The organism is Ruegeria sp. HKCCD7559 (genome assembly GCF_013110575.1).
Taxonomy (GTDB): domain Bacteria; phylum Pseudomonadota; class Alphaproteobacteria; order Rhodobacterales; family Rhodobacteraceae; genus Ruegeria.
In genome coordinates, this window is the sequence record NZ_WVQU01000005.1 from 1 (window position 1) to 25025 (window position 25025).

The window sequence follows — 25025 nt, forward strand, 5'->3', positions numbered from 1 at the left end:
CAAGGCCGAGGTCGCAGACCTCTGCGCCAAATTCCCGATCTATCCGAACCTGTAACTGGTCCACCCTCAAACACGGAACGGCGCCTTGAGGCGCCGTTTTTTTGCGTCAGATTCCTGAAAACGGTCTGGATCTCGCCCAGCGCAAATCCGATGTTTTGGGCAAGGTCCCGGGCCCCACGGTCGCCCAAGCCATTCTGGTCAATACGCGCTTTTTCCGCCCCGATCAGCCTTCCGCGCTGGTCACACCGACTCCGTGCATTCGATGTTACCGCACACAGGGGTTTGCGCCATGTTCAGACCTTGGCGCGTTGTCCGGAATCCAAGCTCAGATCAAACCGCGCCACCACAGAAAAACCAGCAACAGTGTCGTCAGTGCCAGCATGTTGAAGGCCAGCCCCCCCAGCAGGCCAAGGAACCACCCCCATCTGCGATCCGCAAGATTGATGGACCCCAGATGTTCCTGCACCACGTCGGACGCCTTGATCAGCCTGGTGTTATCCAGAACCAGCCTCAGTTTGGGATGAGACGCCATCGCCTCGGCCCGGGCCAGAATCAAGGCCTGCTTATAGACGCGACGCGGCAGTCGGCGCCTGGCCTTGCGGATCGATGCCTCGAGAGTCTTGTCGCGCACTCCGAGCTTTGCGCGCAGCAACACAACCGTTTCGGCGATCCGGGTCTGAATGTCTGGGTCCTGCGGCATTGGTGGCCTCCTGCGGAGGCAATCTAGCGGCAGCGTCTATGACCTACAATGGGGCTGGTCGTTTCCGGCGGTGGCTTGTATCACGCGGTACATGCTGAACACCATCATACATGGCGAACCGACCGCCCGACCGCCCCTTGTCATTGCCCATGGCCTGTATGGATCGGCCCGAAACTGGGGCGTGATTGCCAGACGGCTATCTGACCAGCGGCAGGTTGTGGCCGTCGATATGCGTAACCATGCCTACAGCGCGTGGGACGCTTGTCATGACTATCCCCATCTGGCGCAGGATATCGCCGAGGTCATCGAACGGATCGGCGGGACGGCGGACGTACTTGGGCATTCAATGGGCGGCAAGGCCGCGATGACACTTGCGCTGCAACACGGCGCGCTGGTGAACAAACTGGTGGTCGCAGATATTGCGCCGGTGAAATACACGCACAGCCAAATTCAGTTCATCGAGGCCATGCGTGCCGTGGACTTCTCGCGCATTGCACGCCGCTCGGATGCCGAGCAACAATTGGCCGAGCAAGGCGTTGAAAAAGCATTGCAGAGCTTCTTCACCCAATCGCTGGACATCAAGGGAAAGCGTTGGTTGCTGAACCTGGACGTGTTGGCGGACCAGATGCCAAATATCATGGGCTTTCCCGAGTTGGACGCCCAGTGGTTAGGCGCCGCGCTGTTCCTGTCGGGGGGCGAGTCAGATTACGTCTTGCCGGAACATCGGGCCAAGATCCGCGCTCTGTTTCCCGGCGCGCGATTTGCCAAGATCCCCGGCGCCGGGCACTGGCTGCACGCCGAAAAACCGCGCGAGTTCGAAGCTGCCGTCAGGACCTTCCTGAACGCCTGATCAAGCGCCTTGATACAGCCGCCTGGCCACCATCCAGGATGCCGGAGCCGCGATTACGGCCCCAGCGGCCGCGGCGCCCACAATTGCGCTGACGGATACCATTCCAGCTGAAAGCACGGCAATAACGGCCGAACCAGACAGAGCAGTTGCAATCAGGGAATACAGCATAGCGGCAAGGCGAAACATGACCGGGTTTTCCTTTTGATGGCTTCCGGCCAAATATTTCACGATTCGAATGTGTTGCGCTTTGATTTGTGTCAGATGCAGACGGTTCCGAAACTAGGATTTGGCGATTTCACCGCCCCCATACACCCAGTCCGTCAATCCACCAAGATTGTACACCCTCTGGTATCCCATATCCTTCAGGAGTTTTCCGGCCAAAGCCGCGCGCCCGCCTGATGCGCAGTACAACACGATGGGGCGATCCTTGCGCAGTGCAGGGTCATGTGATTGCAATGCATCGTCTGCTCGAAACTCCAGCATGCTCCGGGGTATATGATGCGCCCCAACGGCGCGGCCCGTGTGTTCCAGCTCATTCGCATCGCGTATGTCCAACAGCAGCGCCCCCTGTTCGGTCATCGCCTTTGCCTTGGCCGCATCGATACGCTCGACCACCGCGTTGGCCGCCTCCATCATCTCTTTCACCGTCACCGGCATGTGAGTTCTCCTTTACGTCACCGCGCAGAGGTTAACATGCGAATTTTGGAAGGTGTAGACATGGAAGGAAACGCGCGTGTTACTGCTCGCGAAACGCGCGCGACATGCTGTCTGATACCGGTTTGGCGATATACGCCGCAAAGGTGCGCTCCTCGGTCTGGATCATGATTTCAGCGGGCATCCCCGGTGTCGGAACAAAGCCGCGCACGCGCTGCAACTCATCCGGGGTCAGTGAGACTCGTGCCAGATAGACTTCCTGCGGAACACCGGTCGAATCCTCAAGCAGCGCATCGGCCGAGATATAGAAGACCTCGCCATACAAAACAGGCGTCGTGCGTTGGTTCAATGCGATCAGGCGGACTGTGGCGGTCTGCCCCGTGACGACACTGTCAATCTCGGTACGCGGAATCTGTGCCTCGATGATCAGGGGCGCATCTGCGGGCAGGATCTCGGCTATCGGTTCCCCGGTCTCAATCACACCGCCCGGCGTGTGATAATGCAATCGCACCACCGTTCCAGTTACCGGCGCACGCACCACGGCCCGGTCAAGAACGCTGCGCGCCTGTCGGGATTTTTCACGCACGCTTTCCAGATCAGCTTCGATCACGCCCAGTTCATCCAGTGCGGCCTCACGATAGGCGGACCGCGTACGCGCGATCTGTTCGTCATATTTCAGCAGCATCTGGTTGATTTCAGCGGCTTCCGCCTGCAACCGGGCCTGCTGACCTTCGGCTTCGGCCTGAACACGACGGATGGTGTTCAGCTCTCCTTTGCGGACAAGGCCCTTTTCGAACAGTTGGCTCTTGGCCTCGAACTCCTCCTGCAAGATCTCGGCGCGCCGTGCCATGCTGTCCAGCTGCGCCTCAAATCCGCTTGATCGGATTTTCAGTGCTTCCATGTTGCGCTCCAGCAGGGCCAAGTCATTCAGCAGCGTCTTGCGCGACACATCGAAGCTGAGCTTTTGCCCATCCAGAATGGCCATTACTTCAGGATCGTCGGATGCTTTGACAAGCGCCTGCGAAAACACGAGGCGGTCGCGCTCCCCGTACTCGGCCAGCAACCGCTCGGTCATGGCCTGAAGGCGCAGCTTGCGAATATGCAATTCACGTTCATTGGCCTGGGCCGAGGTCTGGTCCAGGGTCATCAGAACCTGACCTGCCTGAACCGCCTGACCTTCCACAACCTTGATGTCTTCGATGATGCCGCCTTCAAGATGTTGGACAATCTTGTTGCGGCCCGTGGCCACAAAACTGCCTTGCGCGATGACCGCTGCGGCCAGCGGGGCACTGAAGGACCATACCCCGAAACCGCCGAAGCACACGACAAGCAAGACCACCCCGATCACTATCAACCTGTTGATCGAGCGCGGAACCTCGGCATACCAGACTTCTGGTTCATTGGCTGAGTTGTTCACAGGTACGAGGTCATTCATGGTCAGCCCCCCTGCTGGCCTTCAATTCCAGTCTGCTTGCGCGGCCCGTTGATCTGCTGAAGAACCTGATCACGTTGACCAAACAGGGCCACACGCCCGTCCGTCAGCAGCATGATCTTGTCGACAACATTCAACAACGTTGGCTTCTGCGTAATGACGACAACGGTGATCTTGCTTTGACGCGCCTGTTCGATCGCACATGCCAGCGCCTTGTCGCCCGCGACGTCGAGATTTGAATTCGGTTCATCCAGCACAACCATTCTGGGGTTGCCGAAGAACGCCCGCGCCAGTGCGATACGCTGCTTCTGACCACCGGACAAAGGCGAGCCATCAGCGGCCACCACGGTCTCATATCCCTGCGGCAGCGTTGCAATCATGTTGTGAACATCGGCCAGAACGGCGGCATCGTGGATCTGTTCGTCAGTGGCATCCGCCCGCATCCGGCCGATATTGTCCTTGATCGTGCCCGGGAACAGCTGAACATCCTGCGGCAGGTAGCCGATGCTTTCGCCAAACTGGCGCGGGTCCCAGTTTCGGATGTCCATCAGGTCAAGCCTTACGCTGCCCGATGTGGGCAGAATGGATCCCACCAGAGTTTTCCCAAGCGTGGTTTTCCCGGCACCGGAATTACCGATGATGGCCAAAGTTTCACCGGGAACCAGCGAGAACGTGATGCCGTTCAGAACCACGCGTTTGGTTCCGCCCGGTACATAGAGCAGGCGTTCGACATCCAGCCGACCTTCGGGGCGTGGCAGACGCAGTTTTTCGTATTGCAGGGCCGAGGTCGACAACAGCGCCTTGATCCGGCCGTAAGCTCCGCGCGTCAGCAGATAGCTGTTCCACCCTTCAATCGAACCTTCGATTGGCGCAAAGGCACGTCCGGCAATGATCGAGGCCGCAATCACCATACCGCCTGTGATTTCTCCTTGCAGCGCCAGAAACGCGCCCCAACCCAGAATTCCGATCTGCGTCAAAAGGCGAACGGCGCGCGAGATTGAAGCGAAGATCACGTTGCGGTCCTGCGCCCGCACCTGCCAGGTCAGCGATTGGGCAGTGTCCCGCCCCCAGATCCGCACGGCTTCGGGGATCATTGCCAAGGCGTTGATGATCTGGCTGTTGCGAGACATCGAATCCAGATGCAGGTTCGCCATGGACTGTGCCTTGTTGGCCTCGGCAAACGGCTTGGCAGTCATTTTCTGGTTGATCAGCGCAATCGTCATCAGGATCAGCGCAGTAACCACCACGATCATGCCCAGTTGCGGATGCACCAGGAAAATCATCAGGATGAACAGCGGCGCAAACGGCACGTCCAGAAATGAAAGCAGCGTGCCCGAGACCAGAAAACCGCGAAGCTGTTGCAGATCGCCCAATGTCTGATACTCGCGCCCGTTTCCGTGCAGCGACGCATGGGCCGCCGCGCTCAGAACCGGTGCGCCCAGCCGGGCCGCCACTTCGACCCCGGTCCGCATGAGCATGAACCGCCGCACCGCATCAAAAGCAGACTGGAAGATCACCGCCCCTGCCACGATGGCCGTCAGCATGATCAGCGTATCCAGCGACCGGCTGGTCAGAACACGGTCACTGATCTGGAACAGATAGATCGGGATCGCCAGGATCAGGATGTTCGTGGCGCAGGTCAGGACCAGAACAAACGCAAGATTGCGCCGGATCGCCCGCATCGAAACGCGCAGCGTGCGCTGGAAATCTTCGGGCGGGGTGCGTTTGTGGAAGGTTTGGGGTGGCCCGTTCCCATCACCGCCGCCGGAATTCGTTTGCAACAGTGGCTGGTTTGCCTTGGCCTCGATCGTGGTGCCAATGCCGTTCCCACCGGATGAGCGTGCAGAGGGGGTCTTGCGCGCAGTTGAGTCCCCGGCGGATGCCGGATCCGGGCCGTCGGCGTCGGCCACCCCATTGCCGCCACCCGCCGTTTCTTCATCTTGCGCGGGTTGCGGCTGCGCACGCTGATGGGGAGGATCAGCGCGCCGTCGTTCACGTGAGTGTTTTTGGTCTTCGGATTGCTGTGGCGCTTCGGTTTTAACCGTCGAATCTGGATCTGACTCAGACACGCGCATCTCCTGCGTCAGGTGCAACCGGGCTTTGACCCGTTGTGTCGCTGGATCTGCCCCACCGTCTGCGCGCTGGCGCTTCGGGCCCAAACCGCCCTGCCTGTCCAGTGGACTGGATAAGAGTGGACGGCGCGACGAAAAAACAATCGACATATACAAACCTTCTGGTCACTCGATAAAAACTTGGGGGGTCAGGCCAGCATGGATTGCAGGCCGTCATCTGGTGTCGTTGTGTCAGTGGATTGTGCGTCCAGTGCCAGGACGGCATCCGGTTGCGGCACAGACATGTCCGCCATGATTGCGGCGATCGCCTCGTTGGTCATATCTGTGATTTCTTGGTTGTCTGGCACGTCAATCAGGCTGGCCTGATGAAGCAGCAGGTCAGAATAAGATCCGTCAGCGGCCATAACCGTCGAATCCACACCCATTTTGGTCAGATTGACAGAGTTCAACAGGGCGTTGCTGCCTGCGACGACATCGGTATCGGCGGCACTTGGACCGGACAGGTCAATTTGATCCTGATCCAGCATCATGGTGACCTGTTCAACAATGTTCACCTGCAACAAGTCTCCGTCGATCTTGAGCACGCGCAACTGTTCCATTCCTGCGAACAAGGGATCGTTGAGCAGCGCGCTCTCCAAGGCATCGATGTCCGTTTGATCAAGCGCCATGGCGTCGGACAGGTTCTGCTGCAGATCCTGATGTGTATCTGCGCCTATCGTTTTGACCGACGCGTCATTCATGATCACGTTTTCATCATCTCCGGCCATTGCGCCGGGCATACCGCCGTTGATGATATCGTCATCCATCAGGGCGTTGGTCTGGTACAACATGTCCACGGAAATCATATTCCCGTCGATCATGATCAGGTCGTAAAAGCTGCCCAGCTGCACGATGTCGGTGACATTGAACATTTCGTTGTCGCCCAGCGCGTACAAGGTCGATGCGGCCGAAATCTCGGTCTGTATGTTGTCTATATCCGTGGCGTCGATAGCTTGCTTGACGAAGTTGGCCACAACCAGATCACCGTGGACCCAATCCACAACGATGAACTCGGGCTGTCCGGTTGTTCCGGTGCCATTGTCCAGCCAGGGGGCCTCTCGGCCTTCGACTTCGATCTTCGAGGACTGAATCACATTGGTGCCGCTGCCCGTTCCCGGCGCCCCCACATCCCAATCTGACACAAGCGCGACCTGGCTGATGGCGGTCAGGCTGATCGCCTGCCCTCCGACGGCGATATAGGGGGCATCAACCCAACCTATAGATGCCGAGACAGCATTGATCGCAAGGTTCCCTCCGGTCACGACCAGGTGTCCGTCGTCAAAGTCTGGATCTTTCGACTGATCCCACTCGGCCGGAAGCATGGCCTCTGTCTCATCCTCTCCGGCTTCATCCGGCTGATGGAACGCAGGCAGGATGTCTGTCCATACCGGAGCTTCGTCAACGTACTTGCCGTTTACGATCACCCCCAACGCATCATCGCCATGAAACTGATGTACCGTGACCCCGTCTATATTCGCGTTTGCCGGGGCCAACATCTGTTCGGCCAGCGCCTCGAGCATTTCGGTCGACTTGTAATCCGCGAGCGAAAGCGTAGGGGCCGCCATGGCATGAAGCGACAGCGCCATGTCCATCATCTCTTCGCCCTGGGCGATCAGCGCTTCGGTATCGCGAAAGTCCCCTTCTCCCACCGTGTCGTTGTCGCGCATGACCACCTTTTGCACGGTGAACGTCATTGCCGAACCCAGTGGCACCGTATCCGGTCGCAGAATAATCAGTTCCGGTGCAGAAGACGGGCCGGATACGCTGTCTGGCACAAATCGCGTGGATTCCGCGCTGTCACCGTTAAGGATGATGACCGACTCATGCACCGGCCCGACAGGAGCTTTTGGCAACGGAAGTTCCGGTTGAGAGGGAAGAAAATTGAATGGCAGGGCTTTGTATTCGCCCGCCGGGATATCCAGATCAGCTTTGATGTTGATCGAGGTAGGCTCGTCAAGCCCGTCTATTTCGGCTTTACGCCTCAGGGCGCTGAATTCCTCGTACTGATCCCTCAGGCGGGCTTGTTCTATCGTAAGCTCAAAAGTTCCAACAAAATGCGCTATCGTTTCCGTAATACCGTCAAGTGCCATGTCGGTTATCCTTTTTGCCCGCGGCGGCTCGTAATTTCCGCTTTGGGTTCAGTTGGGCCGGGGCCGCGTTTTGCGGCCCCGGCATTTTCGAAAGGTAGCAAGGCCCGAAAATGCGAGCCCCGCCTTTTGACTTAAACGTCCGTGTCGTCGCTGGCGTGGGACATGGTCATCGAACCACCCACCATGGTCGTATCGACCGTGTTGCCCAGGACGTTGGCGCCCATGATGATCGACTGGTTGAACGCAGACGTATCAACGACAGCTGCCGCCGATGCATAGGACTCGCCGGTCACGATGCCATCGCCACCATTGTTCGCGCCCCATGCACCACCATTGCCGCCGGCACCACCGTCACCTGAATAGGCGCCGCCACCGTTACCACCGGTGATCATGCCACCCATGGTATCGCCTGACGTTGCAGTGCCCATCGAAGCTCCGCTGGTTCCGCCGTTCGCGGCGGATGCGCCACCGGCACCACCGTTGCCCGAGTCAGCCGCACCAGCTGCGTCGCCCGACCCAGTCGATGTGGCATCATTGTCGGAACTGCCTTCGCCACCGTATCCGGCAATTGCTTCGGCCAAGCTGTCAGCCGCACCGTTTGTGTCGGCGTCTCCGAAGATGTCGGCAGCTCCGCCGTTGCCTGCGGTATTGGCCGCGTCGGCAGACCCGGCTCCGTTGCCGGTTGACGTCGATGTTGGCGTTGTGCTACCGCCCGCGCCGCCGTCGCCGTCGGCAGCCGATGTTCCAGTACCGGCCGCATCCGCTGCGCCATCTGCTGCGTTCGACCCGCCGTCACCGCCGCTGCCGTCGGTGTCCTGCGAGTTGCTGGCCGCGCCGTTCACGTCGCCTGGGCTCTGGTCGATATCCGGCCCGCTTGCCGACTGATCGCCAACACCCTGCGCATCGGAATCCGCATCAGCGGTCCCACCGGAGCCGTCGCCGCCCGAGCCGTCGCCACCTGAACCGTCGCCGGCCGTGCCGTCGCCACCGGTGCCGTCACCGCCGGTACCGTCGCCGCCTTCGCCTGCTTCGGCGTCAATCATGCCCAGCTCTTCCTGCAAAGCCATGATTGCAGCTTCGACCATCGCGCCGAATCCACCTTCGCCGTCGCCGCCGGTACCGTCGCCACCGGTGCCGTCACCGCCAGTGCCGTCACCGCCGGATCCGTCACCACCGGTTCCCGTTCCGCCAGAGCCGTCAGCCGAGCTGTCCGCGCCGCTGTCAGCAGAACCATCCGCAGTGTTGTCACCCGCAGTGGCGTCATTCGCATCGGTGTTGCTGTCGCTGGTGTTCGAAGCCGAACCATCTGCCGCAGCATTACCATCGCCACCATCCGCGCCGGACGCATCCGCAGCGTTGTCCGCCGTTCCGGTCCCGGTTCCTGTCGAGTCGGAATCGCTGTCGCCGCCGTTTGCGTTACCGGCTGCGTTCGAACCGGACAGACCCAGGCCCAAACCCAGACCAAACGAATCCGCGCTGCCGCCGGCTCCGCCGGTTCCGCTGCCATCGGCACTTGTGCTGCCATCATTGTCGGACGAAGCCGAACTATCCGCGGCACCGCCATCTCCACCGGCGCTGTCACCGTCGGATCCTGCGCCCGCCATACCAACACCATTGCTGGCATTGCTTGCGTCACCGGTCGATCCGCCCCGGCCGGCGCTGGAATCGGCATCTGCACTGCCGGTATCACCACCGTCAGCCCACGCGTGGCTGCCCAAGGTTGATGAATCGGCCGCTCCACCGTAACTGGTTCCACCGTCGCCCGATTTTCCACCGTTGGCATCCGAGCTGATACCTTCAGCCGCAGTTGCCGTGCCGCCATTGGCATCGCCGTTCTGGGTGAAGTCGGCGTTGTTGGATACGGTCGGTGAATCAAGCGTGTCGTCGTCGCTCAGGCTGGCGACCTGGCTGTTCACGGATGACATTGCCGTTCCGGCGTCGTCCATCGAGATATCCAGATTCATGTCATCGCCTGGATCATAGGTCAGATCGCGGCCAGCAGTGATCACGTCACCCACTGTCGCCGAGTCACCAAGATCCAGATCAACCTGATCATCGTCGCGCGGAATCCACTCACCGCCGCCGAAATCGATGTTGATTGAGTTGCTGTTGGAGTTGTCGTTGGTGTTGTCGCCGGCATTAAGCGTCTGGTCTTGATCCTGACCCTGGTCCTGATCCTGACCCTGGTCCTGATCCTGACCCTGGTCCTGACCTTGGTCTTGGCCCTGGCCCTGATCCTGGCCCTGCTCGTTGGCGTTTTCTACATTTTGGTCCTGCTGCTGTTGCTGCGCAGTCACATCGGCTTCGACAAGAGCCTCATCAACCTGAATTTCAACATCAACCGGAGCTTCCAGGTTTTCGACAACAATTTCGTCAACGGTCGTTACGTTTGTATTGTTTACATTACGTCTCATAACAAATTCCCATTTCTGGAACGCCTGACCGCCATTCATCTACAAAGCGGCAACGGGCGTGATTGAAACTAAAATACCCGCACAGCGTTCAAACACGCTGAATGCGGTCCACCGTCGTTTTCTTTAGGCCACCTCCTTTCCCGGCTAAGCCGAATACGCGACCGTTCACAATCGATGCTGAAATACGCAAGGAACGGGCGCGGCAGGGACAGACGCTTTCACAATTAAAGCCTGACCATGTTCGCAGTGACGCACGCTTGCGACTAGCTAACTGAAAGTTTTGGTGAGACTAAAATATTGTTTTTATTGTTTATTTTGAGAATGCAGTGGAACTTTGGCCGAACTGGATCAAAAAGTTCTAATTTAAGAAAGCAATAAAAAATAATGCAATTGTTTCCGCTGGTTACACAATGCCACACCGAAAAACCTAAACAATAGTTCTATATCTAAGGCACTTGAACTATACCGTCTGGTTGTAGAAAATCACGTTTTCAGCTACAATAAACCTCACGTAATTCTTTGATTAGTTAACTACTTTTTCACCGGCAATTCCATTTCGATAAAGCCATTTCCGGTTAACCCCGTTTTGTGAGGGAATATAATGAGTGAGTCTTTGAACAATGAAACTGGCAATCAGAGTTTTTATTCAGAAGATTTTTCGATTGTCTTCCTCGGGAAAGAACTATTCTATTCAAATCAAACTCTAAGAAGCGTTCAAACTGAATTTGGCGTCCGCGCTTTTCGCTTCGAAACACTCGAGGCAATGCACACACATGTTCCGGACAGCGGCAAGATCGTCGTTGTGGATCAGATGTTGATCGAGGACCTTTTGACGCGCGCCGATGCATACACCAAAAGTGCAGGTTCCGGCTGTCTTGCTTTCGCCTATCGCAAAGAGGAATCCGCCCGACACCTGTTCGAAGGCTGGAACCGCGCGCAGTTTGGAGATGTCGGCTTTTTACCGATGAACGTGGCACCGGACGCGTGGCGCGCCATCCTCAGACTGCTGATGCACGAGGAACTTTATCTTCCCAGCTTTCTGGCTGACTGTGTTTCACCCCCCTGTCAGCGCGCGCCCGAGAGACCACGGCAACGGGAGGCCATTACATCCAACGGCGCAGATCGGCACGTACAGTATTCCAAGCTGACACGCCGCGAAAAACAGGTTTTGCAACTGGTTTCAGAAGGCAAAAGCAACAAATTGATTGCGGCCAAGCTGGGCATCACGGAACACACGGTCAAGCTGCACATGCATAACGTTGTCGGAAAGATTGGCGTCAGCAACCGGACGGCGGCAGCTCATTTCTATTTCGAGGTTGCGCCTCATGAGGCGCAGCAGACCGCCCTTGACTGATCCGTTCGAAGCCCGGTTCGACCGCCTGATCCTTTTGGTCGGCAGGCTGAACTATATGTGGACAAACACCGAAAGCCTGCTGATCCATCTGATCGCCGGCCTAACCGGAACGTCCAAGGACGTGGCCGTAATCATCTTTCTGACTTTGAACACCACCCGCGCGCGAATAGATCTGGTTGAAAGACTTGCAAAAATGGAAGGGCGCCCTGCCCAGGTCCGAGATCCGATCCTTGAACATACGCAAAGGCTGGCCAAGCTTTCTGGCATCCGCAACAAGTACAACCATTGCATCTATTCCTTCGACCCTGAAAGCGGAAACCCGAAAACGATCCTTATGCGGATCGCTGACCGCAAAACCGACATAAAACTCGGCCGCGAAGATACCGTCGACGACAATGCCCTGCTCCAGATCGAAGCAGTCGTTGATCAGCTGTCAGCCGCGAACAGGGACATTTGGAAACTGATCCGACAATTGGGGTTTCCGGTTTAGGCTCGGTCGCACAGCAGAGTTGATTGGCCCCCTCGCAGCACCCGCGAGTCCCCCACGGCGCCACCTGCCACGCACGCATAAGTCACCGCGTTTTTTGAAAATTTTTTGGTGCGGGCGGTGGGACTCGAACCCACACGGGCATACGCCCTTCAGATTTTAAGTCTGATATGTCTACCATTCCATCACGCCCGCACGGCGCAGCCCCTGGGGCCGTGCAATTTCCTTACAAGCACAGCGGGATGAGAACAATGCGCTTTGACGCAGATGGACCGGGATTTTTCGGTGGAAAGCTGTGTCTGCCATCGCCGTCGTTCTTCGGCTGGGTCCCTTCCCTGTTTCGAGGTCACGTGACAATCGCCTTTCCGACATCATCCCTTCCTCGGCAATCCATCTTCGCGTGGATTGCGCTGTGCGTTCACTTTGCGCATGACCTTGGTGTCGCGTCCATTTGCCACCGCTGAGAACCGTTCTTCGCCCAATCGCAAAGAAGACCTGGCCGGTTTTTCAGCGTCTTGGAATGATCCTTTGTTGGTGCTTCCATCGTTTACAAATAAAAATATTCATTTTAATGATTGCGTATGAGTGAAATTCCTTTGTCCCGACGCAGCTTCCTGTTTAATGCCACGTGTCTTGCGGCACTTGGAGCTCAAGCCAGGATCGTTCAGGCAGAGCTGCGGCTCGGTCCTTCAGCCCGAATTACGACCGTGTCAGACGGATACCTGTCATTGCCACCTGATGTTGTTTTCGGAGCCATGCCCAAAGAGGCGGTCGAGCAATTCCTGACCCGCAATCAAGCGGACGCGACCAAGTACGAGCCAGAGTGCAACGTCACGCTTTATCGGGATGACGAAAACACCGTGCTGTTCGATGCCGGAGCGGGGCCGGACTTCATGCCCACATCGGGCAAACTTATGGAAACTTTTGAAGCAATTGGCTTGTCGCCCGAAAGTGTCACGCATGTGGTTTTCACCCACGCGCACCCGGATCATATCTGGGGTGTTCTGGATGATTTCGACGACCTGCTTTTCCCTAATGCGACGCACCTCATTGGACGCAAAGAATGGGATTACTGGTGGAACCCCTCAACGGTGGACACGATAGGTGACGATCGCACCGCGTTCGCGGCCGGTGCCAAGCGGCGTTTGGAAGCAATTGAGGATCAGGTCGCGTTCTTCGAGGATGGGCAAGAGATACTTCCGGGCATTGCGGCACGGGCAAGCTTTGGGCACACGCCCGGTCACATGGCTTTTGAGCTTCGAAATGGGAATGAGGCCGTGATGGTCGTCGGCGACGCGCTGGGAAATCCGCACGTGGCCTTTGAACACCCCGATTGGCACAGTGGAACGGATCAGGATCCCCAGGTCGCCGCAGCTGCGCGTTACTCACTTCTGGATCAGGTTTCCGAAGAGGAAATGAGAATAATCGGCTTCCACCTGCCGAACGGTGGAATTGGCCGCGTCGAAAAGACCGGCTCGGCCTACAGGTTCATTGGAGAGGCGTCATGATACGATCATTCGTGATTGCGGTTGCTTTCGTCACACCGGCCTGGGCAAGCGAGGATATTGCAGACCAGTATCCGCAAAGCGTTCTGTATTCCAAGCCGGTCGAATTCATCCCTGGCGTCTATTCCGCCATTGGCGCAACCGCTCCGCCGACCTACGAAAACTCTGGTCACAACAACAACCTGAGCTTCATCGTAACACGTGAGGGCGTGGTCGTTGTCAACGGCGGTGCCGCCTATGTCCTTGCCGAGGCACTTCACAAGGAAATTCAGGCGATTACGGATCAGCCGGTCACGCTTGTCTTCAACGAGAACGGTCAGGGGCACGCGATGCTTGGCAATGCCTACTGGTCGGAAATCGGGGTTCCTATCGTCGCCCATTCGGATGCAGCAGCTGAGTTCGCGGAATATGGCCCTCAGATTCTGGAGGGAATGAAACGATACAATCAGGACAAGGCAGAGGGCACGTTTCTGGCAGGCCCAACCGAGACATTCGATGATGAATACGTGATCGAGATGGGCGACTTCCGGATCGAGGCCAAATACCTCGGACCGGCCCACAGCCCCGGCGATATCTCGATCTGGTTGCCGAACCAAAGCCTTGTCATCGCGGGTGACATGGCATTCCACGAGCGCATGCTGCCGATCTTTCAAGAGACCTATACCGCGGATTGGCTGGAAACCTGGGACAACGAGTTCGAGGCTTTGAATGCCACATATGTCATACCCGGGCACGGTCATCCCACGAATATGGATCAGGTGCGCCGCTATACGCGCGATTACCTGGTGTATCTGCGAACCAGGATTCAAGAACATATGGATGCGGGCGGCGATCTGACCGAAGCCTATTATGTCGATCAGTCCCCCTATGCCCATTTGGACGCGTTCGAGGAACTGGCAACCAAGAACGCCGGGCGCGTTTTCGAACAGATGGAGTTCGAGTAAGTCAGGAATGCTGCAATACCGGCAGCCGCATCAAAAACCTGTGCGTTCCTATCGCCCCAACCCACATGAAGAAAACTGCAAGCCAGGCTGTCAATGACAGGGCGGACCCGCCTGAAAGTCCCGCGCCCACGGCGCAACCTCCGGCCAGCATCGCCCCGAATCCCATGAGGACAGCTCCGACGAGGTACCGTTCCATCGGAGTGTCCGAGCCAAAACGCTCGATCCTCCACTCGCTGGAAATGATGGCAGATCCTGCTGCCCCAATGGCCACGCCCGGCACAAGACCGATACCGAAAGACAGCACCACATTTCGCTCTGCAACCAACGCCATCAGCGTGTCTGTGGCCGGGCCGGTAAACGTCACCGAAGACACGGGGACGACCTCAAAAGATGCCTGCGCGATGGAAAACGTCATGAACCAGCCAAGCGCCACTGCCCCGCCAACTCCGGCGGCTGTCACGATCTTTGCAGGCGCGACTTTCCTGTGAAGGGCAAACACGATCGACAAGACAAATCCAATTGCGGCGACGGCCGAATAGACCGATGGGGGGAACCCCATTATTTCTGCAAGATCGCGCTCTGCACCTCCTGAGATGGTCCACAGACCGGAAATCGCTTCACGGGCCGGGCTGAGAACGCCTGTGTAGGCGGCCTGAGCCACCAAGGTCAAAATCAACCCTGTCACAAGTGCTCGTAGATTGCCGCACGAGGCCAACACCAGCAGGCGAGATGCGCATCCGCGCGCAAGAACCATGCCGATGCCAAACATCGCCCCACCAATAACCGCACCGCTAAGGCTGCCGGTGGACGCGATGGCGCGTGCCTCGGAAAGGTCCAGCAATTCAAGCGAGACAAGCGCCTGTACAAGCGTCAGTGCCGCGGTAAAGGCGATCAGCCAAACCGCCAAGCGGGGGCCAAACTTACCTTCGGCGACTTCCACCGTCGATGCGCGCAAACAAAAATGGGACTTCTGAGCCGTCACGCCGAACAGGATACCGACCAGCACTCCGGCAAACGCCAGGGTGCCCGGGTCTCCCAGCAAATCGATGAGCCTCTCCATGGACAGAAACTCTCACTTCGTTGCGTGTGTGTCTTTGTCTTTGGTCAATTCGTCAGCGTCATTGCGCAGCCATTGGCCTGCGTGCCAATTGGCATTGCGTCCATAACTCACCCAATGCAGATACCAGCCGGTCCACGTCTTCACAGGTGTGCACCGGCGACGGCGTAATCCGCAGACGTTCCGTTCCTTTGGGGACAGTTGGATAGTTGATGGGCTGGATGTAGATCCCATAATCACGCATCAGCACATCCGAAATGAATCGACACTTGACCGGATCGCCGACCATGACCGGAATGATATGGCTTGGGTTCGGTGTATGGGGAATACCCAGATCGTCCAGCCTGTCCCGGACTTCGCGCACGCGCTTTTTGTGCTGTTGCCGCTCTGCATTGCTTTGCTTCAGGTGCTTCACCGAAGCCGCAGCTCCTGCCGCCACGGCCGGAGGCAAAGCAGTGGTGAAAATAAACCCGCTGGCAAAGGACCTGACAAAGTCGACAAGCTCCTTCGACGCCGCGATGTACCCGCCGACCACGCCGAACGCCTTGCCCAAAGTCCCTTCAATCACGGTCAGGCGGTCCATCAGGCCCTCGCGCTCAGCGATGCCCCCGCCGCGCGGACCGTACAGCCCGACCGCGTGAACCTCATCCAGATAGGTCATCGCGCCATACCGGTCCGCCAGATCACAGATCCCGGCAATCGGTGCAATATCGCCGTCCATGGAATAGACGCTTTCAAACGCGATCAGCTTGGGCGCATTTGCAGGCAGGTCCGCAAGTTGCCTTTCAAGGTCTTCAAGATCGTTGTGCTTCCAGATCCGCTTTTGACAACGGCTGTGACGAATCCCCTCGATCATCGAGGCATGGTTCAATTCGTCGGACAGAACCGTGATGCTTGGAATGCGGGACGCCAAGGTTCCCAAGGCCGCCCAATTGGATACGTAGCCGGACGTGAACAGCAATGCTGCGTCCTTGCCGTGAAGGTCCGCAAGCTCCTGCTCCAACAGCACATGTTCGTGCGTGGTCCCCGAGATATTCCGCGTCCCACCGGCACCTGCACCGCATCTGTCGATCGCCTCGTGCATGGCCGCAATAACCTTGGGATGCTGTCCCATTCCAAGATAGTCGTTCGAGCACCAGACAATGACTTGTTCGGGACCACCCCCTGCGTAACTGCGCGCCGTTGGAAACGCGCCGCACCGACGTTCGAGGTCTGCAAAAACCCGGTAGTTTCCTTCCTGTTTCAGTAGATCAAGTTGATCTCGAAAATACTGCCGGTAGTTCATTTCAATTCCCAACGGCCTCTTCAACGATTCCAGACAACAGGGTCTGGACCTTTTGCATTGGGCCGTCCGGATAGCTTCGGTATCCGACCTTCACCCCGTCATCGTCCTCGGCCACGAAAATCCCGTATGGGCAATAGCCGATATTCATCGGATCAGCTTCCATCACCTCACGCGAAATCTTTGCCGAGCAAAAAATAAAGATGTCCGCCGCCGCGAATATCTGTTTGTCGCTGCCGACATCAGCGCCCGTTCGGTTCAACATTTCGCCAACGTGGCTCACATAGTCGATGACCAGCCCCTGCCCGACAATGGCGGACTCGACCGCAAAGGTGGCATCATCAAAACTTCCGTCAAAGGGGGTCGTGATGATATCCTCGGCAAGCCCTTGACTGGCAGAGACTGCAAAGAACGCGGCCGTGATGATTGAGTGTTTCATGATCTTGATCCTCCTCCTGAGCCGCAGTTTCTCAGATTGAGCTTCGGGGGCTTTGACCCGTGTCAAACCCCCCGAGAACTTCTATCCAAACATGTCCGAGGTGATACCGGCGTACCAACCCAGCGACTCTTCATACGTTGCTTTTCTCAGATCGGCATCTTCGCCGGTCTGGCTGATGAACCCGTCCACCTTGGCGATTTTTTCCGGCGTCGCCTCGTAGGTTGCGCCAACCTTCACGCCATCATCCGTGTCGATCAGCGACCAGCATGTGTTGGAGAACTTGGCCGGGAACACCTTGGATCCGGTCAACGCGCCCCGCACGGCATTCGCGCACACTTTCGCCTGACTGTTGGCCGAGAAACCCGATTTCGGCATGTCACCCTGCTGGCTGGCATCGCCCAAAACATAGATGTCCGGATCCGCCTTGGAGGACATGTCCGCGGCGTTCACCGGCGCCCAGTTGCCTTCGGTCACTCCGGCCATTTCGGCAATGCGTCCGGCTTTCATCGCCGGGATCACGTTGCAGACGTCGACTGTGGTCTCTTCTCCGTCGATGGTCACCGTCATCGCGTCCGGGTTTACCGAGACATTGCCGCCACCGAAGTCTTCACCAATCCAGTCGACCATGCCTTCGTAATGGTTTGCCCAGCCTTCCTGGAACAATGCCATCTTCGAAAACTTCGGCTTCGGATCCGCCACGATGATTTTCGCAGTGGGATTGTTTGCTTTCAGAACATGCGCAACCATCGAGACCCGTTCATAGGGTCCGGGCGGGCAGCGGTACGGGTTTGGTGGTGCAACCATCGCAAAAGTACCGCCTTCGGGCATCGCCATGATCTGAGCTTTCAGAAGTTCTGTCTGCGAGCCGGCCTTGTACGCATGCGGCATCTTGTTTTGCGCCGAGACGTCCCAGCCTTCAACAGCCCCGTCGACAAAATCGATACCCGGGCTGAGGATCAGCTTGTCATACGGAACCGAGCCACCCCCGGCCAATGATACAGTCTTGGCATCGCGGTCAACACCGATGGCCCAATCGTGGACCACGTTTATCCCATAGTCGGCGGCAAGCGTGCCATAGCTGTGCGCGATATCCGACAGTTCCTGGAACCCTCCAAGATACAGGTTCGAGAAGAAGCAGGTGTAGTAGGTCCGCGACGGCTCGATCAGCGTCACGTCGATCTCACCTTTGCTGTCCTTTGCAATATAGCGGGCAGCCGTAGCGCCGCCTGCACCGCCGCCGACAACAACGACCCGAGGCCTGCCCTGAGCCAGAACCATCGGTGCAGATAATCCGGCTGCCGCCACCCCGGCGGCTCCTAGAAATGTACGTCTATTGAGTGTCATCGCGTTTCCTCCCCTTGGGCACAATCACTCTGGGTTATTGAAATATGCGGCCAAGGCCGCGATCTCGTCATTGCTCAGCCTTCCGGCGATCATTTGCATAACCGGGTGTGGCCGCTTTTTGTCCTTGTATGCGTGCATGGCGACGACAAAATCCTCGTCGGGCCAATACACGATCGACGGGATACCCTCGTCACTTCCCTCGATCTGATGGCACGTCGTGCATTCGCTGCTGAGATATGCGCCGTATTCGGGGTCTCCCTGAATCGCCAGGATCGCTGGATCGACGGAATGGTCCGTGCCTTTCGCGGTTGGGTCCGCTTCGGGAATATCCCGAGGGTTGTCTGAAAACCCCCGCAAATAGGCAATCACATTGGCCCGGTCTTCCGGGTCTTTCAGACCGCGAAAGCTCATCCTTGTGCCCGACGCAAATGCACGTGGATCTTCGATATAGGCTGACAGAGTGTCAGCGTGCCATTCCAAACCCGAATTTCCCGCGCGCACCAGGCTTTTGGAATAATTGAAACCGTCAAGGCCCGCGGCCTTGCGCCCAAAGACACCATTCAGATGCGGGCCGATTTTGTTTTCCGCTCCTTCGCCAACCTGATGGCAGCCCTTGCATTTGGCGAACACTGTTTTCCCGGCCTCGGCATCACCAAGGTCTTCGGTTGCGTAGGTCGATGTGGCGAAAGCCGCCAAGACCGCCGTGCACGCCAGTATGTCCGGCCACCGCATGATCAGCTTCCAAACGATTTGAGGTAGACAATCACGGCCTCAACGTCGTCTGGCTTCCTGAGCCCCGCAAAAGACATTCGCGTGCCCTTCATGTAATCCTTGGGTTTCGTCAGGAAGGCCGCCATTTCCTCATCCGTCCAAACAAGGCCTGCCTCGGATGCGGCTTTCATCGCCTTGGAGTATTTGAACCCCTCGACCGATCCTGCATTGGCCCCGACAATTCCGTTCAACGCCGGCCCGGTGCCGTGCTTTGCACCTTCACCGACCTGATGGCAGGCTTTGCACTTCTTGAAGACTTTCGCTCCGGCGGCAACCAGTTCCGTTGCTTCGTCGGTCTTTTCGGCCTCTTGAACGGCTGGCTCCGCGGCGGCTTTTTCCTCGGGCTTGGGTGCCGCTGCCGGAATGAACGACGGGCCGTCCGCAGTGAATGTCGGCAACCCCTCAACGGTGGCATCATTCATCACCGAGTTCGACCCACCTTCGGGCGGCGTCTCGACCAGAAAAACGGAACGCATTGTGACAGCGGCCTCTGCCTTGCAGTTTTCCATGCAAGGCTCTTTGCGCGATTCGGCGTACTCGGTCTCGGGTCGCGTATCGACGACAAAACCGTCTTTGTTGTACATCTCGAATTCGGCGAAGTTTTCGTTGCTCAGTTCGAAATCGTCATCCACCAAATCATTTGAATACAGGATGTAGGCAACAATCGCATAGGTCTCATCCGCGGTCAAAGTGCCCGCCTCGCCAAATGGCATGGAACGGGAAATGTAGTCCCAGGCAGTAGACAAATGCGGCCAGTAGGACCCGACGGTCTTGACGGGATCTTCGTTTGCAAGCGTATCGAACCCACCGGCAAGAACGGGCCAGTTGTCCACACCTTCCGCGAACTCTCCGTGACAGGAGGCGCAGCGGTCGGCAAACACTTCTTCCCCGGTCCAAACGTCGCCCGATCCGACAGGCAAGCCCCGCCCGTCCGGCAAAACGTCAACGTCCCAGGCCGCGATCTCTTCCTCCAGCGCAGGCCGTCCAAGCCCATAGGTGCCCTCGCGGCTGGGCGCAGGTGCGGTCAGGTTCGCGCCATTCGCAACCCGTTCCGCTGCGGCGGCCTGGATTTCCTGGACTTTGAGCTCAAGCTGGGCTGCTCGTTCGGATTCTGACTTCGCTTTTTCCTGTGCGGCTGCTGCGTGGGCCTCAACCTGACCAATCCGGGTTTCCAAAGTTTCGATCTTCAGTTGGCCGAAGTTTCGGTTGGCGAACACCAACGCCCCCGCAAGCAGTAACGCTGTGCCGCCAAATACGGGCAGGAAAACATGGCTAAGAGACTTCGACATTCTCGGCGATCCCTTCTGCGCTTACGTACCACGTCTGGATACAGTTGTTGTGATAGACCGAGTTCTCGCCGCGCTTTTCGCGCAGCAGGTCTTTGGTTGGCTGTACATAGCCGGTCTCATCTATTGCTCGGGCCTGCAGGAGCATGGGCGCCCCGTCCCAATTCGTGTCGAGATAGAAACGTGTCAAAGCCTTGGTGTCGCCCTGCTTGCCAAGGCGTGCCGTCTCCCACGTGATGCCGCCGTCCTTGGATACATCGACACGGGTAATCTGTCCGTGGCCTGACCATGCAAGCCCTGAAATCACCAGCGGCCCGGGCCCATGTTTGATCGGCATTTGCGGGCTGGGCGAGGTTATGACGGATTTCGCATCCATCACCCAAGTCCATTTCTGGGCCGTGCCATCAGCATAAACATCGGTGTACTTTGATGTTTCTTCGCGGCTTTCGACCGCCCTGTCGACGACCTCGATCCTGCGCAGCCATTTGACCCACATGTTGCCTTCCCAGCCTGGCACGACCAGGCGCACGGGATAGCCATGTTCCATCCGCAGGGCCTCGCCATTTGCTTTGAAGGCCACCAACACATCATCCAGCGCTTTTTCCATCGGAATGGAGCGGCCATTGGACGACGCGTCCGCGCCCTCGACATAGACCCATTTGTCGGGCGAGATATCGGCGCCGGCCTCTTGCAACAGCGTGCGCAGCGGAACACCGGTGTATTCCATGTTGTGGATCATACCATGGGTGAATTGCACGCCGTTGAGCTGCGCACCCGCCCACTCCATCCCGGTGTTCGCTGCGCATTCGCAGAAATACACGTGGTTTTCGCGCGGGAAACGTTCGATGTCGTCATACGTAAAGACAAGCGGGCGATCGACCAGACCGTTTATCATCAGCCGATAGTCTTCCTTGCGCAGCTCGATTGCGCCCGAGTGGTGCCGTTCAAAGGCGCAGCCCTGGGGTGTGATTGTACCATCAAGCGCGTGGATCGGCGTGAAGTTGATCGACGAAATCGGAGAGGCGGTCAGCCACTCCACATTGCGGCGCACGACATGGGATTCATAGCTGATCGGCATGCCATAGGGTGTCTCGTCAACGCCTGCACCCGTGTACGATGCCCAATCCTGAAGCTCTGTTATCAGGGGGTCGGGCGTTTCTGCCACTGCCGCACCTGCAACTGACCCCGCGGCGACCGCGGCACTGCCTTTCAGGAAGGCCCGGCGGGACGGTTTGAACGCGTCATCCATATCTCTTAGGTCTCCATCTGTTTCTTAGACGCCGACGACATCGACGCTGGTGTTCTGTTGCACCGTTACGGTTCCAAGGTTGCGTATGTGGTTTTCGACGACATCCCAGATCGGCGGACCCTCGGTGCCTTCGTTGACGCTGGCCCAGCCGGCCACGACATAGGTTTTCGACGGATCAATCGCTTCACCCGTCTTCAGCAGGGTCATCTCGCTGATCCGCTGCCCTTGCGGCTTGGTCACATCGATGCGGTAGCCCAGCCCACCGACACGGACCATGTCGCCGCCCTGCTGGTAGTAGGGATCAGGATTGAACAGGTTGTCACCAACATCCTCGAGGATCACATGGATGAATTCACCCGTCATTTCCGTGCGATAGGCGTTCGGATACGACATCGAAGTGACGTTCCAGATGTCCTCGCGCGTGATCTCCTGCCCCGGCAGGATCGACGGCCCCCAACGAACACCGGGGGACATGGCAATGTCTGCCTCCCGCTCCTTAAGCAGGGCATCACAGATCAGGTCATCCCAGGTTCCGTTGAAATTGCCGCGACGATAGAGCAACGAGTCCGTTTTGCCGATCACTTCGCTGAGCGTCGCCTCATAGGGCGCGCGCTGCTCATCTATCAGGGCGGTGATCGCAGGATCCGGAGCGATAACATCAGAGAAGATCGGGATCAGCTTGTGCTTCAACCCCATCAACTGCCCATCCCGCACGTCCAGATCCACGCGGCTGACGAACTTGCCGTTCGAGCCGGACGCGATGATATGCGTTTTGCCCACCAGAACCGGCTCGGGCAGCGCATCATGGGTGTGGCCACTGAGGATCACGTCGACCCCCTCCACCCGGCCTGCCATTTTCTTGTCCACGTCAAAGCCGTTATGGCTGAGGACGACGACGACATCGGCACCGGCATCGCGAACCTCGTCCACCACGGCCTGCATGTTTTCGTCCCGAATGCCAAAAGAGTATTCAGGGAACATCCAACCCGGGTTCGCGATTGGCATGTAAGGGAACGCCTGTCCGATCACGGCAACCTTTGCACCTCCCCGGTCAAAGAACTTGTAGGGCTTGAACAGTTCCGCAGGTTCATCCCATTCGGCATCAAAGATGTTCTGACCCAAGGCGGCAAAGGGCAGCCCTTCGACGATTTCGTTGACTCTGTCGCTGCCCAGCGTGAACTCCCAATGAAAGGTCATTGCATCAGGTTTCAGCGCGTTCATGACATTGACCATGTCCTGACCAGCCGTCTGATAACAGGTGTAAGACCCGTGCCAGGTATCGCCGCCATCCAAAAGCAGGGCATCGGGCCGGTCCGCACGGATGGCATTGATCACCGTCGAAACCCGGTCCAAACCACCAACTCGACCGTAGGTCTTTGCCAAGGCTGAAAAGTCGTCGTAGGTCAGCGCATAGGCCGACGAGCTGCCATCTTCGATCCCGTAGGCTTTGCGGAACGCGGCCCCCGTGACATGCGGCATCTGCCCCTTTGCCTCACCGATACCCAGGTTTATCTCGGGTTCACGGAAGTATATCGGTTTGAGTTGTGCGTGAATGTCGGTGACATGGATCAGGCTGATATTGCCAAAGGTCTCAAACTCCAGCAGCTGATCCTGCGTCAGACTTTGCTGTGCGGAAAGCCTGGCCCAATTGCCAAACCCGGATGCCCCGTACAGAGCCGATGCCGCCATTGAAACCTGCAAGAAGTCACGTCGAGAAATCATCTTTCGGCTTTCCTGTTTCACATATAAATGTGTGAATGTTAAACTTACGGAAAAACCCGCGCTGGACACTTCCTACGCGGGCCTGTTGTTACTGGCGTACGGCCGGAGTTTCGACTGAAAGCCCGTTGCCACGCGAGGCAACATAAAGCTCCAGCGCACGAAACTCGTCTGAACCTTCGGCAAAGGTTTCCGCCCGCGTATCACGAATACAACCGCGGAAACGATTGTGTCGCGAAATCAGCTTGGCCTGTTTCAAACGATACGTTGGGAACCCATTGATCATTCCCTGGCTCAGGTGATCTGCCCGGATCATATTGCCCCAATTGTCTTCATGACAGTTGGCACAGCTCAGCTCTAACTGGCCATAGCGCGTATAGTACATTTCCTTGCCCTGTTCCCAATACGGGGCGGCGTCACCGTCAATGGCAACGTTCATGGGCATCCCGCGTGACTGTAGGCCGATCAAAGCGACCAAGCCCTGCATATCGCCGCCGGACCATTTCCAGGCATCGGCCTCCATGTGCTCGGTCCGGCACGCGTTGATCAGATCTTCCATGACCACCAGCTTGCCGGTTTCGGCATCAACCTTCGGCATGGAAGCCTGCAATCCCTTGAAGCTTTCCACCCCGTCGTGGCACGAGGCACAGCTTTTGCCGGCAGCCCCATCGACTGTCTCAAAAAGGTCGGCAGCCTGGTCGACGAAGATCATCGCCGGATTGTCGAAATCATCAATCTGAAGGGCCTGGGTTTCATCCGTACGGAAATGCCAACCGGAATAGATCGTGTCCAGGTTTTCCAGATGCGCCGGCGCTTCGGTGACCGAGGTCATGTCCAGCTCGTCATTGATCACAAGATTGTCTTCGTCAGGTCCGGCCAATGCTGCCACTGGGAAAACCAGAACTGCTGCGATCGCCGTTAATGCCTTTGTATTCATTACGTTCCTCCCTTGGTGGACCAGCGCCAAACGTCATGTCCGGCGCTGATCTGCCTTATTGGTCGAGCCGTCAGGCGATCTCGATCGATTTCTTCTCGTCGTAGACAGAGCCGTCGTCATCGTACCAGGTGAACACGAACTCACCTGCCTCGGGCACGGTTGCCTCAAACTGGAAATACGGGTTGGTTGAGATTGCCGGCTCCATCGTCACATCGACCACCATTTCGCCGTTAAACTCACAGGTGAAACGGTTGATGATCGATCGAGGTATGACGTTGCCTTCTTTGTCCTTGCGCTGACCGCTTTCCATCTTGTGGCTGATCAATGTCTTGATCGTGACGGTTTCGCCAACTGCGGCTTTCTTCGGAACCTTGACGCGGGGTTTCACACCGGATGCCAT

The 25025-nt window shown here is 57.6% G+C and carries 22 protein-coding genes and 1 tRNA gene; 5 read left to right on the forward strand and 18 right to left on the reverse strand.

From position 1 onward, the window contains the following. Positions 1 to 325: 325 nt before the first annotated feature. The gene (locus tag GS605_RS13895; RefSeq protein WP_171724359.1) at positions 326 to 700 is read right to left on the reverse strand and encodes a hypothetical protein; all 375 of its coding nucleotides are present in this window, start codon (positions 698 to 700) and stop codon (positions 326 to 328) included. 91 nt (positions 701 to 791) lie between these two features. Here GS605_RS13895 and GS605_RS13900 point away from each other — a divergent pair, with 91 nt between their 5' ends. Further along, entirely contained in the window at positions 792 to 1550 is a 759-nt protein-coding gene (locus GS605_RS13900; protein ID WP_171724360.1) for an alpha/beta fold hydrolase, read from the forward strand. On the opposite strand, the gene GS605_RS13905 is transcribed toward GS605_RS13900, so the two are convergent. The 6 genes from GS605_RS13905 to GS605_RS13930 all read right to left on the reverse strand — a co-directional run bounded on the left by GS605_RS13905 (position 1551) and on the right by GS605_RS13930 (position 10251). Further along, positions 1551 to 1736: a hypothetical protein gene (locus tag GS605_RS13905; protein WP_152457401.1), complete on the reverse strand. Its 186-nt coding sequence runs from the start codon at positions 1734 to 1736 to the stop codon at positions 1551 to 1553. Between the two features lie 93 nt (positions 1737 to 1829). Then, complete coding sequence (locus GS605_RS13910) at positions 1830 to 2207, reverse strand: rhodanese-like domain-containing protein (protein WP_171724361.1); 378 nt, start codon at positions 2205 to 2207, stop codon at positions 1830 to 1832. 79 nt (positions 2208 to 2286) lie between these two features. Next, positions 2287 to 3639 (reverse strand): HlyD family type I secretion periplasmic adaptor subunit, encoded by a 1353-nt coding sequence (locus GS605_RS13915; RefSeq protein WP_171724362.1) that lies wholly within the window; start codon positions 3637 to 3639, stop codon positions 2287 to 2289. A gap of 2 nt (positions 3640 to 3641) precedes the next feature. Then, a complete protein-coding gene (locus tag GS605_RS13920; RefSeq protein ID WP_371807766.1) occupies positions 3642 to 5711 on the reverse strand; it encodes a type I secretion system permease/ATPase in 2070 nt (689 codons plus the stop codon). A 185-nt stretch (positions 5712 to 5896) separates the two neighbouring features. Next, positions 5897 to 7837 carry a type I secretion protein gene (locus tag GS605_RS13925; RefSeq protein WP_171724364.1) on the reverse strand — a complete coding sequence of 647 codons (1941 nt, stop codon included), beginning with the start codon at positions 7835 to 7837 and terminating at the stop codon, positions 5897 to 5899. Between the two features lie 131 nt (positions 7838 to 7968). Next, on the reverse strand, positions 7969 to 10251 hold the full coding sequence (locus GS605_RS13930; RefSeq protein WP_171724365.1) for a hypothetical protein: 2283 nt from the start codon (positions 10249 to 10251) through the stop codon (positions 7969 to 7971). Positions 10252 to 11014: 763 nt separating this feature from the next. On the opposite strand from GS605_RS13930, the gene GS605_RS13935 reads away from it, so the two are divergent. Together GS605_RS13935 and GS605_RS13940 are read left to right on the forward strand one after the other, a co-directional pair. Continuing rightward, positions 11015 to 11605, forward strand: coding sequence for a response regulator transcription factor (locus GS605_RS13935; protein ID WP_171638123.1), 591 nt, complete (start codon positions 11015 to 11017; stop codon positions 11603 to 11605). Then, complete coding sequence (locus GS605_RS13940; RefSeq protein WP_245218139.1) at positions 11598 to 12095, forward strand: hypothetical protein; 498 nt, start codon at positions 11598 to 11600, stop codon at positions 12093 to 12095. Before GS605_RS13935 ends, GS605_RS13940 begins: the two co-directional genes overlap by 8 nt. Positions 12096 to 12201: 106 nt before the next feature. Here GS605_RS13940 and GS605_RS13945 read toward each other — a convergent pair. Further along, positions 12202 to 12287, reverse strand: a tRNA-Leu gene (locus tag GS605_RS13945). Between the two features lie 386 nt (positions 12288 to 12673). On the opposite strand from GS605_RS13945, the gene GS605_RS13950 reads away from it, so the two are divergent. Continuing rightward, positions 12674 to 13600 carry an MBL fold metallo-hydrolase gene (locus tag GS605_RS13950; protein WP_171724366.1) on the forward strand — a complete coding sequence of 309 codons (927 nt, stop codon included), beginning with the start codon at positions 12674 to 12676 and terminating at the stop codon, positions 13598 to 13600. Then, a complete protein-coding gene (locus tag GS605_RS13955; RefSeq protein ID WP_171724367.1) occupies positions 13597 to 14541 on the forward strand; it encodes an MBL fold metallo-hydrolase in 945 nt (314 codons plus the stop codon). The genes GS605_RS13950 and GS605_RS13955 overlap by 4 nt, the downstream gene beginning before the upstream one ends. 1 nt (position 14542) lies before the next feature. Here the strand turns inward: GS605_RS13955 and GS605_RS13960 are convergent, their stop codons facing one another. From GS605_RS13960 to soxZ, 10 genes are all read right to left on the reverse strand, one after another. Further along, the gene (locus tag GS605_RS13960) at positions 14543 to 15601 is read right to left on the reverse strand and encodes a YeeE/YedE family protein (protein WP_171724368.1); all 1059 of its coding nucleotides are present in this window, start codon (positions 15599 to 15601) and stop codon (positions 14543 to 14545) included. Positions 15602 to 15659: 58 nt separating this feature from the next. Then, the gene (gene hemA / locus GS605_RS13965) at positions 15660 to 16883 is read right to left on the reverse strand and encodes a 5-aminolevulinate synthase (RefSeq protein ID WP_171724369.1); all 1224 of its coding nucleotides are present in this window, start codon (positions 16881 to 16883) and stop codon (positions 15660 to 15662) included. Between the two features lies 1 nt (position 16884). Next, positions 16885 to 17319 carry a DUF302 domain-containing protein gene (locus GS605_RS13970; protein ID WP_171724370.1) on the reverse strand — a complete coding sequence of 145 codons (435 nt, stop codon included), beginning with the start codon at positions 17317 to 17319 and terminating at the stop codon, positions 16885 to 16887. 81 nt (positions 17320 to 17400) lie between these two features. Then, positions 17401 to 18663, reverse strand: a complete 1263-nt coding sequence (locus tag GS605_RS13975) for an NAD(P)/FAD-dependent oxidoreductase (protein WP_171638135.1) — start codon at positions 18661 to 18663, stop codon at positions 17401 to 17403. A 24-nt stretch (positions 18664 to 18687) separates the two neighbouring features. After that, positions 18688 to 19395 carry a c-type cytochrome gene (locus GS605_RS13980; protein WP_171724371.1) on the reverse strand — a complete coding sequence of 236 codons (708 nt, stop codon included), beginning with the start codon at positions 19393 to 19395 and terminating at the stop codon, positions 18688 to 18690. A 2-nt stretch (positions 19396 to 19397) separates the two neighbouring features. Then, positions 19398 to 20723 carry a c-type cytochrome gene (locus GS605_RS13985; RefSeq protein ID WP_171724372.1) on the reverse strand — a complete coding sequence of 442 codons (1326 nt, stop codon included), beginning with the start codon at positions 20721 to 20723 and terminating at the stop codon, positions 19398 to 19400. Continuing rightward, on the reverse strand, positions 20707 to 21969 hold the full coding sequence (gene soxC / locus GS605_RS13990; protein ID WP_171724373.1) for a sulfite dehydrogenase: 1263 nt from the start codon (positions 21967 to 21969) through the stop codon (positions 20707 to 20709). Before soxC ends, GS605_RS13985 begins: the two co-directional genes overlap by 17 nt. 24 nt (positions 21970 to 21993) lie before the next feature. Further along, positions 21994 to 23691 (reverse strand): thiosulfohydrolase SoxB, encoded by a 1698-nt coding sequence (gene soxB / locus GS605_RS13995; RefSeq protein ID WP_171724374.1) that lies wholly within the window; start codon positions 23689 to 23691, stop codon positions 21994 to 21996. Positions 23692 to 23779: 88 nt separating this feature from the next. After that, positions 23780 to 24625 carry a sulfur oxidation c-type cytochrome SoxA gene (gene soxA / locus GS605_RS14000; RefSeq protein WP_171724375.1) on the reverse strand — a complete coding sequence of 282 codons (846 nt, stop codon included), beginning with the start codon at positions 24623 to 24625 and terminating at the stop codon, positions 23780 to 23782. Between the two features lie 70 nt (positions 24626 to 24695). Beyond that, positions 24696 to 25025: a thiosulfate oxidation carrier complex protein SoxZ gene (gene soxZ / locus GS605_RS14005; RefSeq protein ID WP_171724376.1), complete on the reverse strand. Its 330-nt coding sequence runs from the start codon at positions 25023 to 25025 to the stop codon at positions 24696 to 24698.

What these genes read in the sequence shown, in the direction of transcription:
- soxA (WP_171724375.1), bottom strand. Translation starts at nt 24,625, where the DNA reads ATGAATACAAAGGCATTAACGGCGATCGCAGCAGTTCTGGTTTTCCCA.
- GS605_RS13915 (WP_171724362.1), bottom strand. Translation starts at nt 3,639, where the DNA reads ATGAATGACCTCGTACCTGTGAACAACTCAGCCAATGAACCAGAAGTC.
- GS605_RS13895 (WP_171724359.1), bottom strand. Translation starts at nt 700, where the DNA reads ATGCCGCAGGACCCAGACATTCAGACCCGGATCGCCGAAACGGTTGTG.
- GS605_RS13910 (WP_171724361.1), bottom strand. Translation starts at nt 2,207, where the DNA reads ATGCCGGTGACGGTGAAAGAGATGATGGAGGCGGCCAACGCGGTGGTC.
- GS605_RS13920 (WP_371807766.1), bottom strand. Translation starts at nt 5,711, where the DNA reads ATGCGCGTGTCTGAGTCAGATCCAGATTCGACGGTTAAAACCGAAGCG.
- GS605_RS13970 (WP_171724370.1), bottom strand. Translation starts at nt 17,319, where the DNA reads ATGAAACACTCAATCATCACGGCCGCGTTCTTTGCAGTCTCTGCCAGT.
- soxC (WP_171724373.1), bottom strand. Translation starts at nt 21,969, where the DNA reads ATGGATGACGCGTTCAAACCGTCCCGCCGGGCCTTCCTGAAAGGCAGT.
- GS605_RS13980 (WP_171724371.1), bottom strand. Translation starts at nt 19,395, where the DNA reads ATGCGGTGGCCGGACATACTGGCGTGCACGGCGGTCTTGGCGGCTTTC.
- hemA (WP_171724369.1), bottom strand. Translation starts at nt 16,883, where the DNA reads ATGAACTACCGGCAGTATTTTCGAGATCAACTTGATCTACTGAAACAG.
- soxB (WP_171724374.1), bottom strand. Translation starts at nt 23,691, where the DNA reads ATGATTTCTCGACGTGACTTCTTGCAGGTTTCAATGGCGGCATCGGCT.
- GS605_RS13985 (WP_171724372.1), bottom strand. Translation starts at nt 20,723, where the DNA reads ATGTCGAAGTCTCTTAGCCATGTTTTCCTGCCCGTATTTGGCGGCACA.
- GS605_RS13960 (WP_171724368.1), bottom strand. Translation starts at nt 15,601, where the DNA reads ATGGAGAGGCTCATCGATTTGCTGGGAGACCCGGGCACCCTGGCGTTT.
- GS605_RS13950 (WP_171724366.1), top strand. Translation starts at nt 12,674, where the DNA reads ATGAGTGAAATTCCTTTGTCCCGACGCAGCTTCCTGTTTAATGCCACG.
- GS605_RS13925 (WP_171724364.1), bottom strand. Translation starts at nt 7,837, where the DNA reads ATGGCACTTGACGGTATTACGGAAACGATAGCGCATTTTGTTGGAACT.
- GS605_RS13930 (WP_171724365.1), bottom strand. Translation starts at nt 10,251, where the DNA reads ATGAGACGTAATGTAAACAATACAAACGTAACGACCGTTGACGAAATT.
- GS605_RS13955 (WP_171724367.1), top strand. Translation starts at nt 13,597, where the DNA reads ATGATACGATCATTCGTGATTGCGGTTGCTTTCGTCACACCGGCCTGG.
- GS605_RS13935 (WP_171638123.1), top strand. Translation starts at nt 11,015, where the DNA reads ATGCACACACATGTTCCGGACAGCGGCAAGATCGTCGTTGTGGATCAG.
- soxZ (WP_171724376.1), bottom strand. Translation starts at nt 25,025, where the DNA reads ATGGCATCCGGTGTGAAACCCCGCGTCAAGGTTCCGAAGAAAGCCGCA.
- GS605_RS13905 (WP_152457401.1), bottom strand. Translation starts at nt 1,736, where the DNA reads ATGTTTCGCCTTGCCGCTATGCTGTATTCCCTGATTGCAACTGCTCTG.
- GS605_RS13975 (WP_171638135.1), bottom strand. Translation starts at nt 18,663, where the DNA reads ATGACACTCAATAGACGTACATTTCTAGGAGCCGCCGGGGTGGCGGCA.
- GS605_RS13900 (WP_171724360.1), top strand. Translation starts at nt 792, where the DNA reads ATGCTGAACACCATCATACATGGCGAACCGACCGCCCGACCGCCCCTT.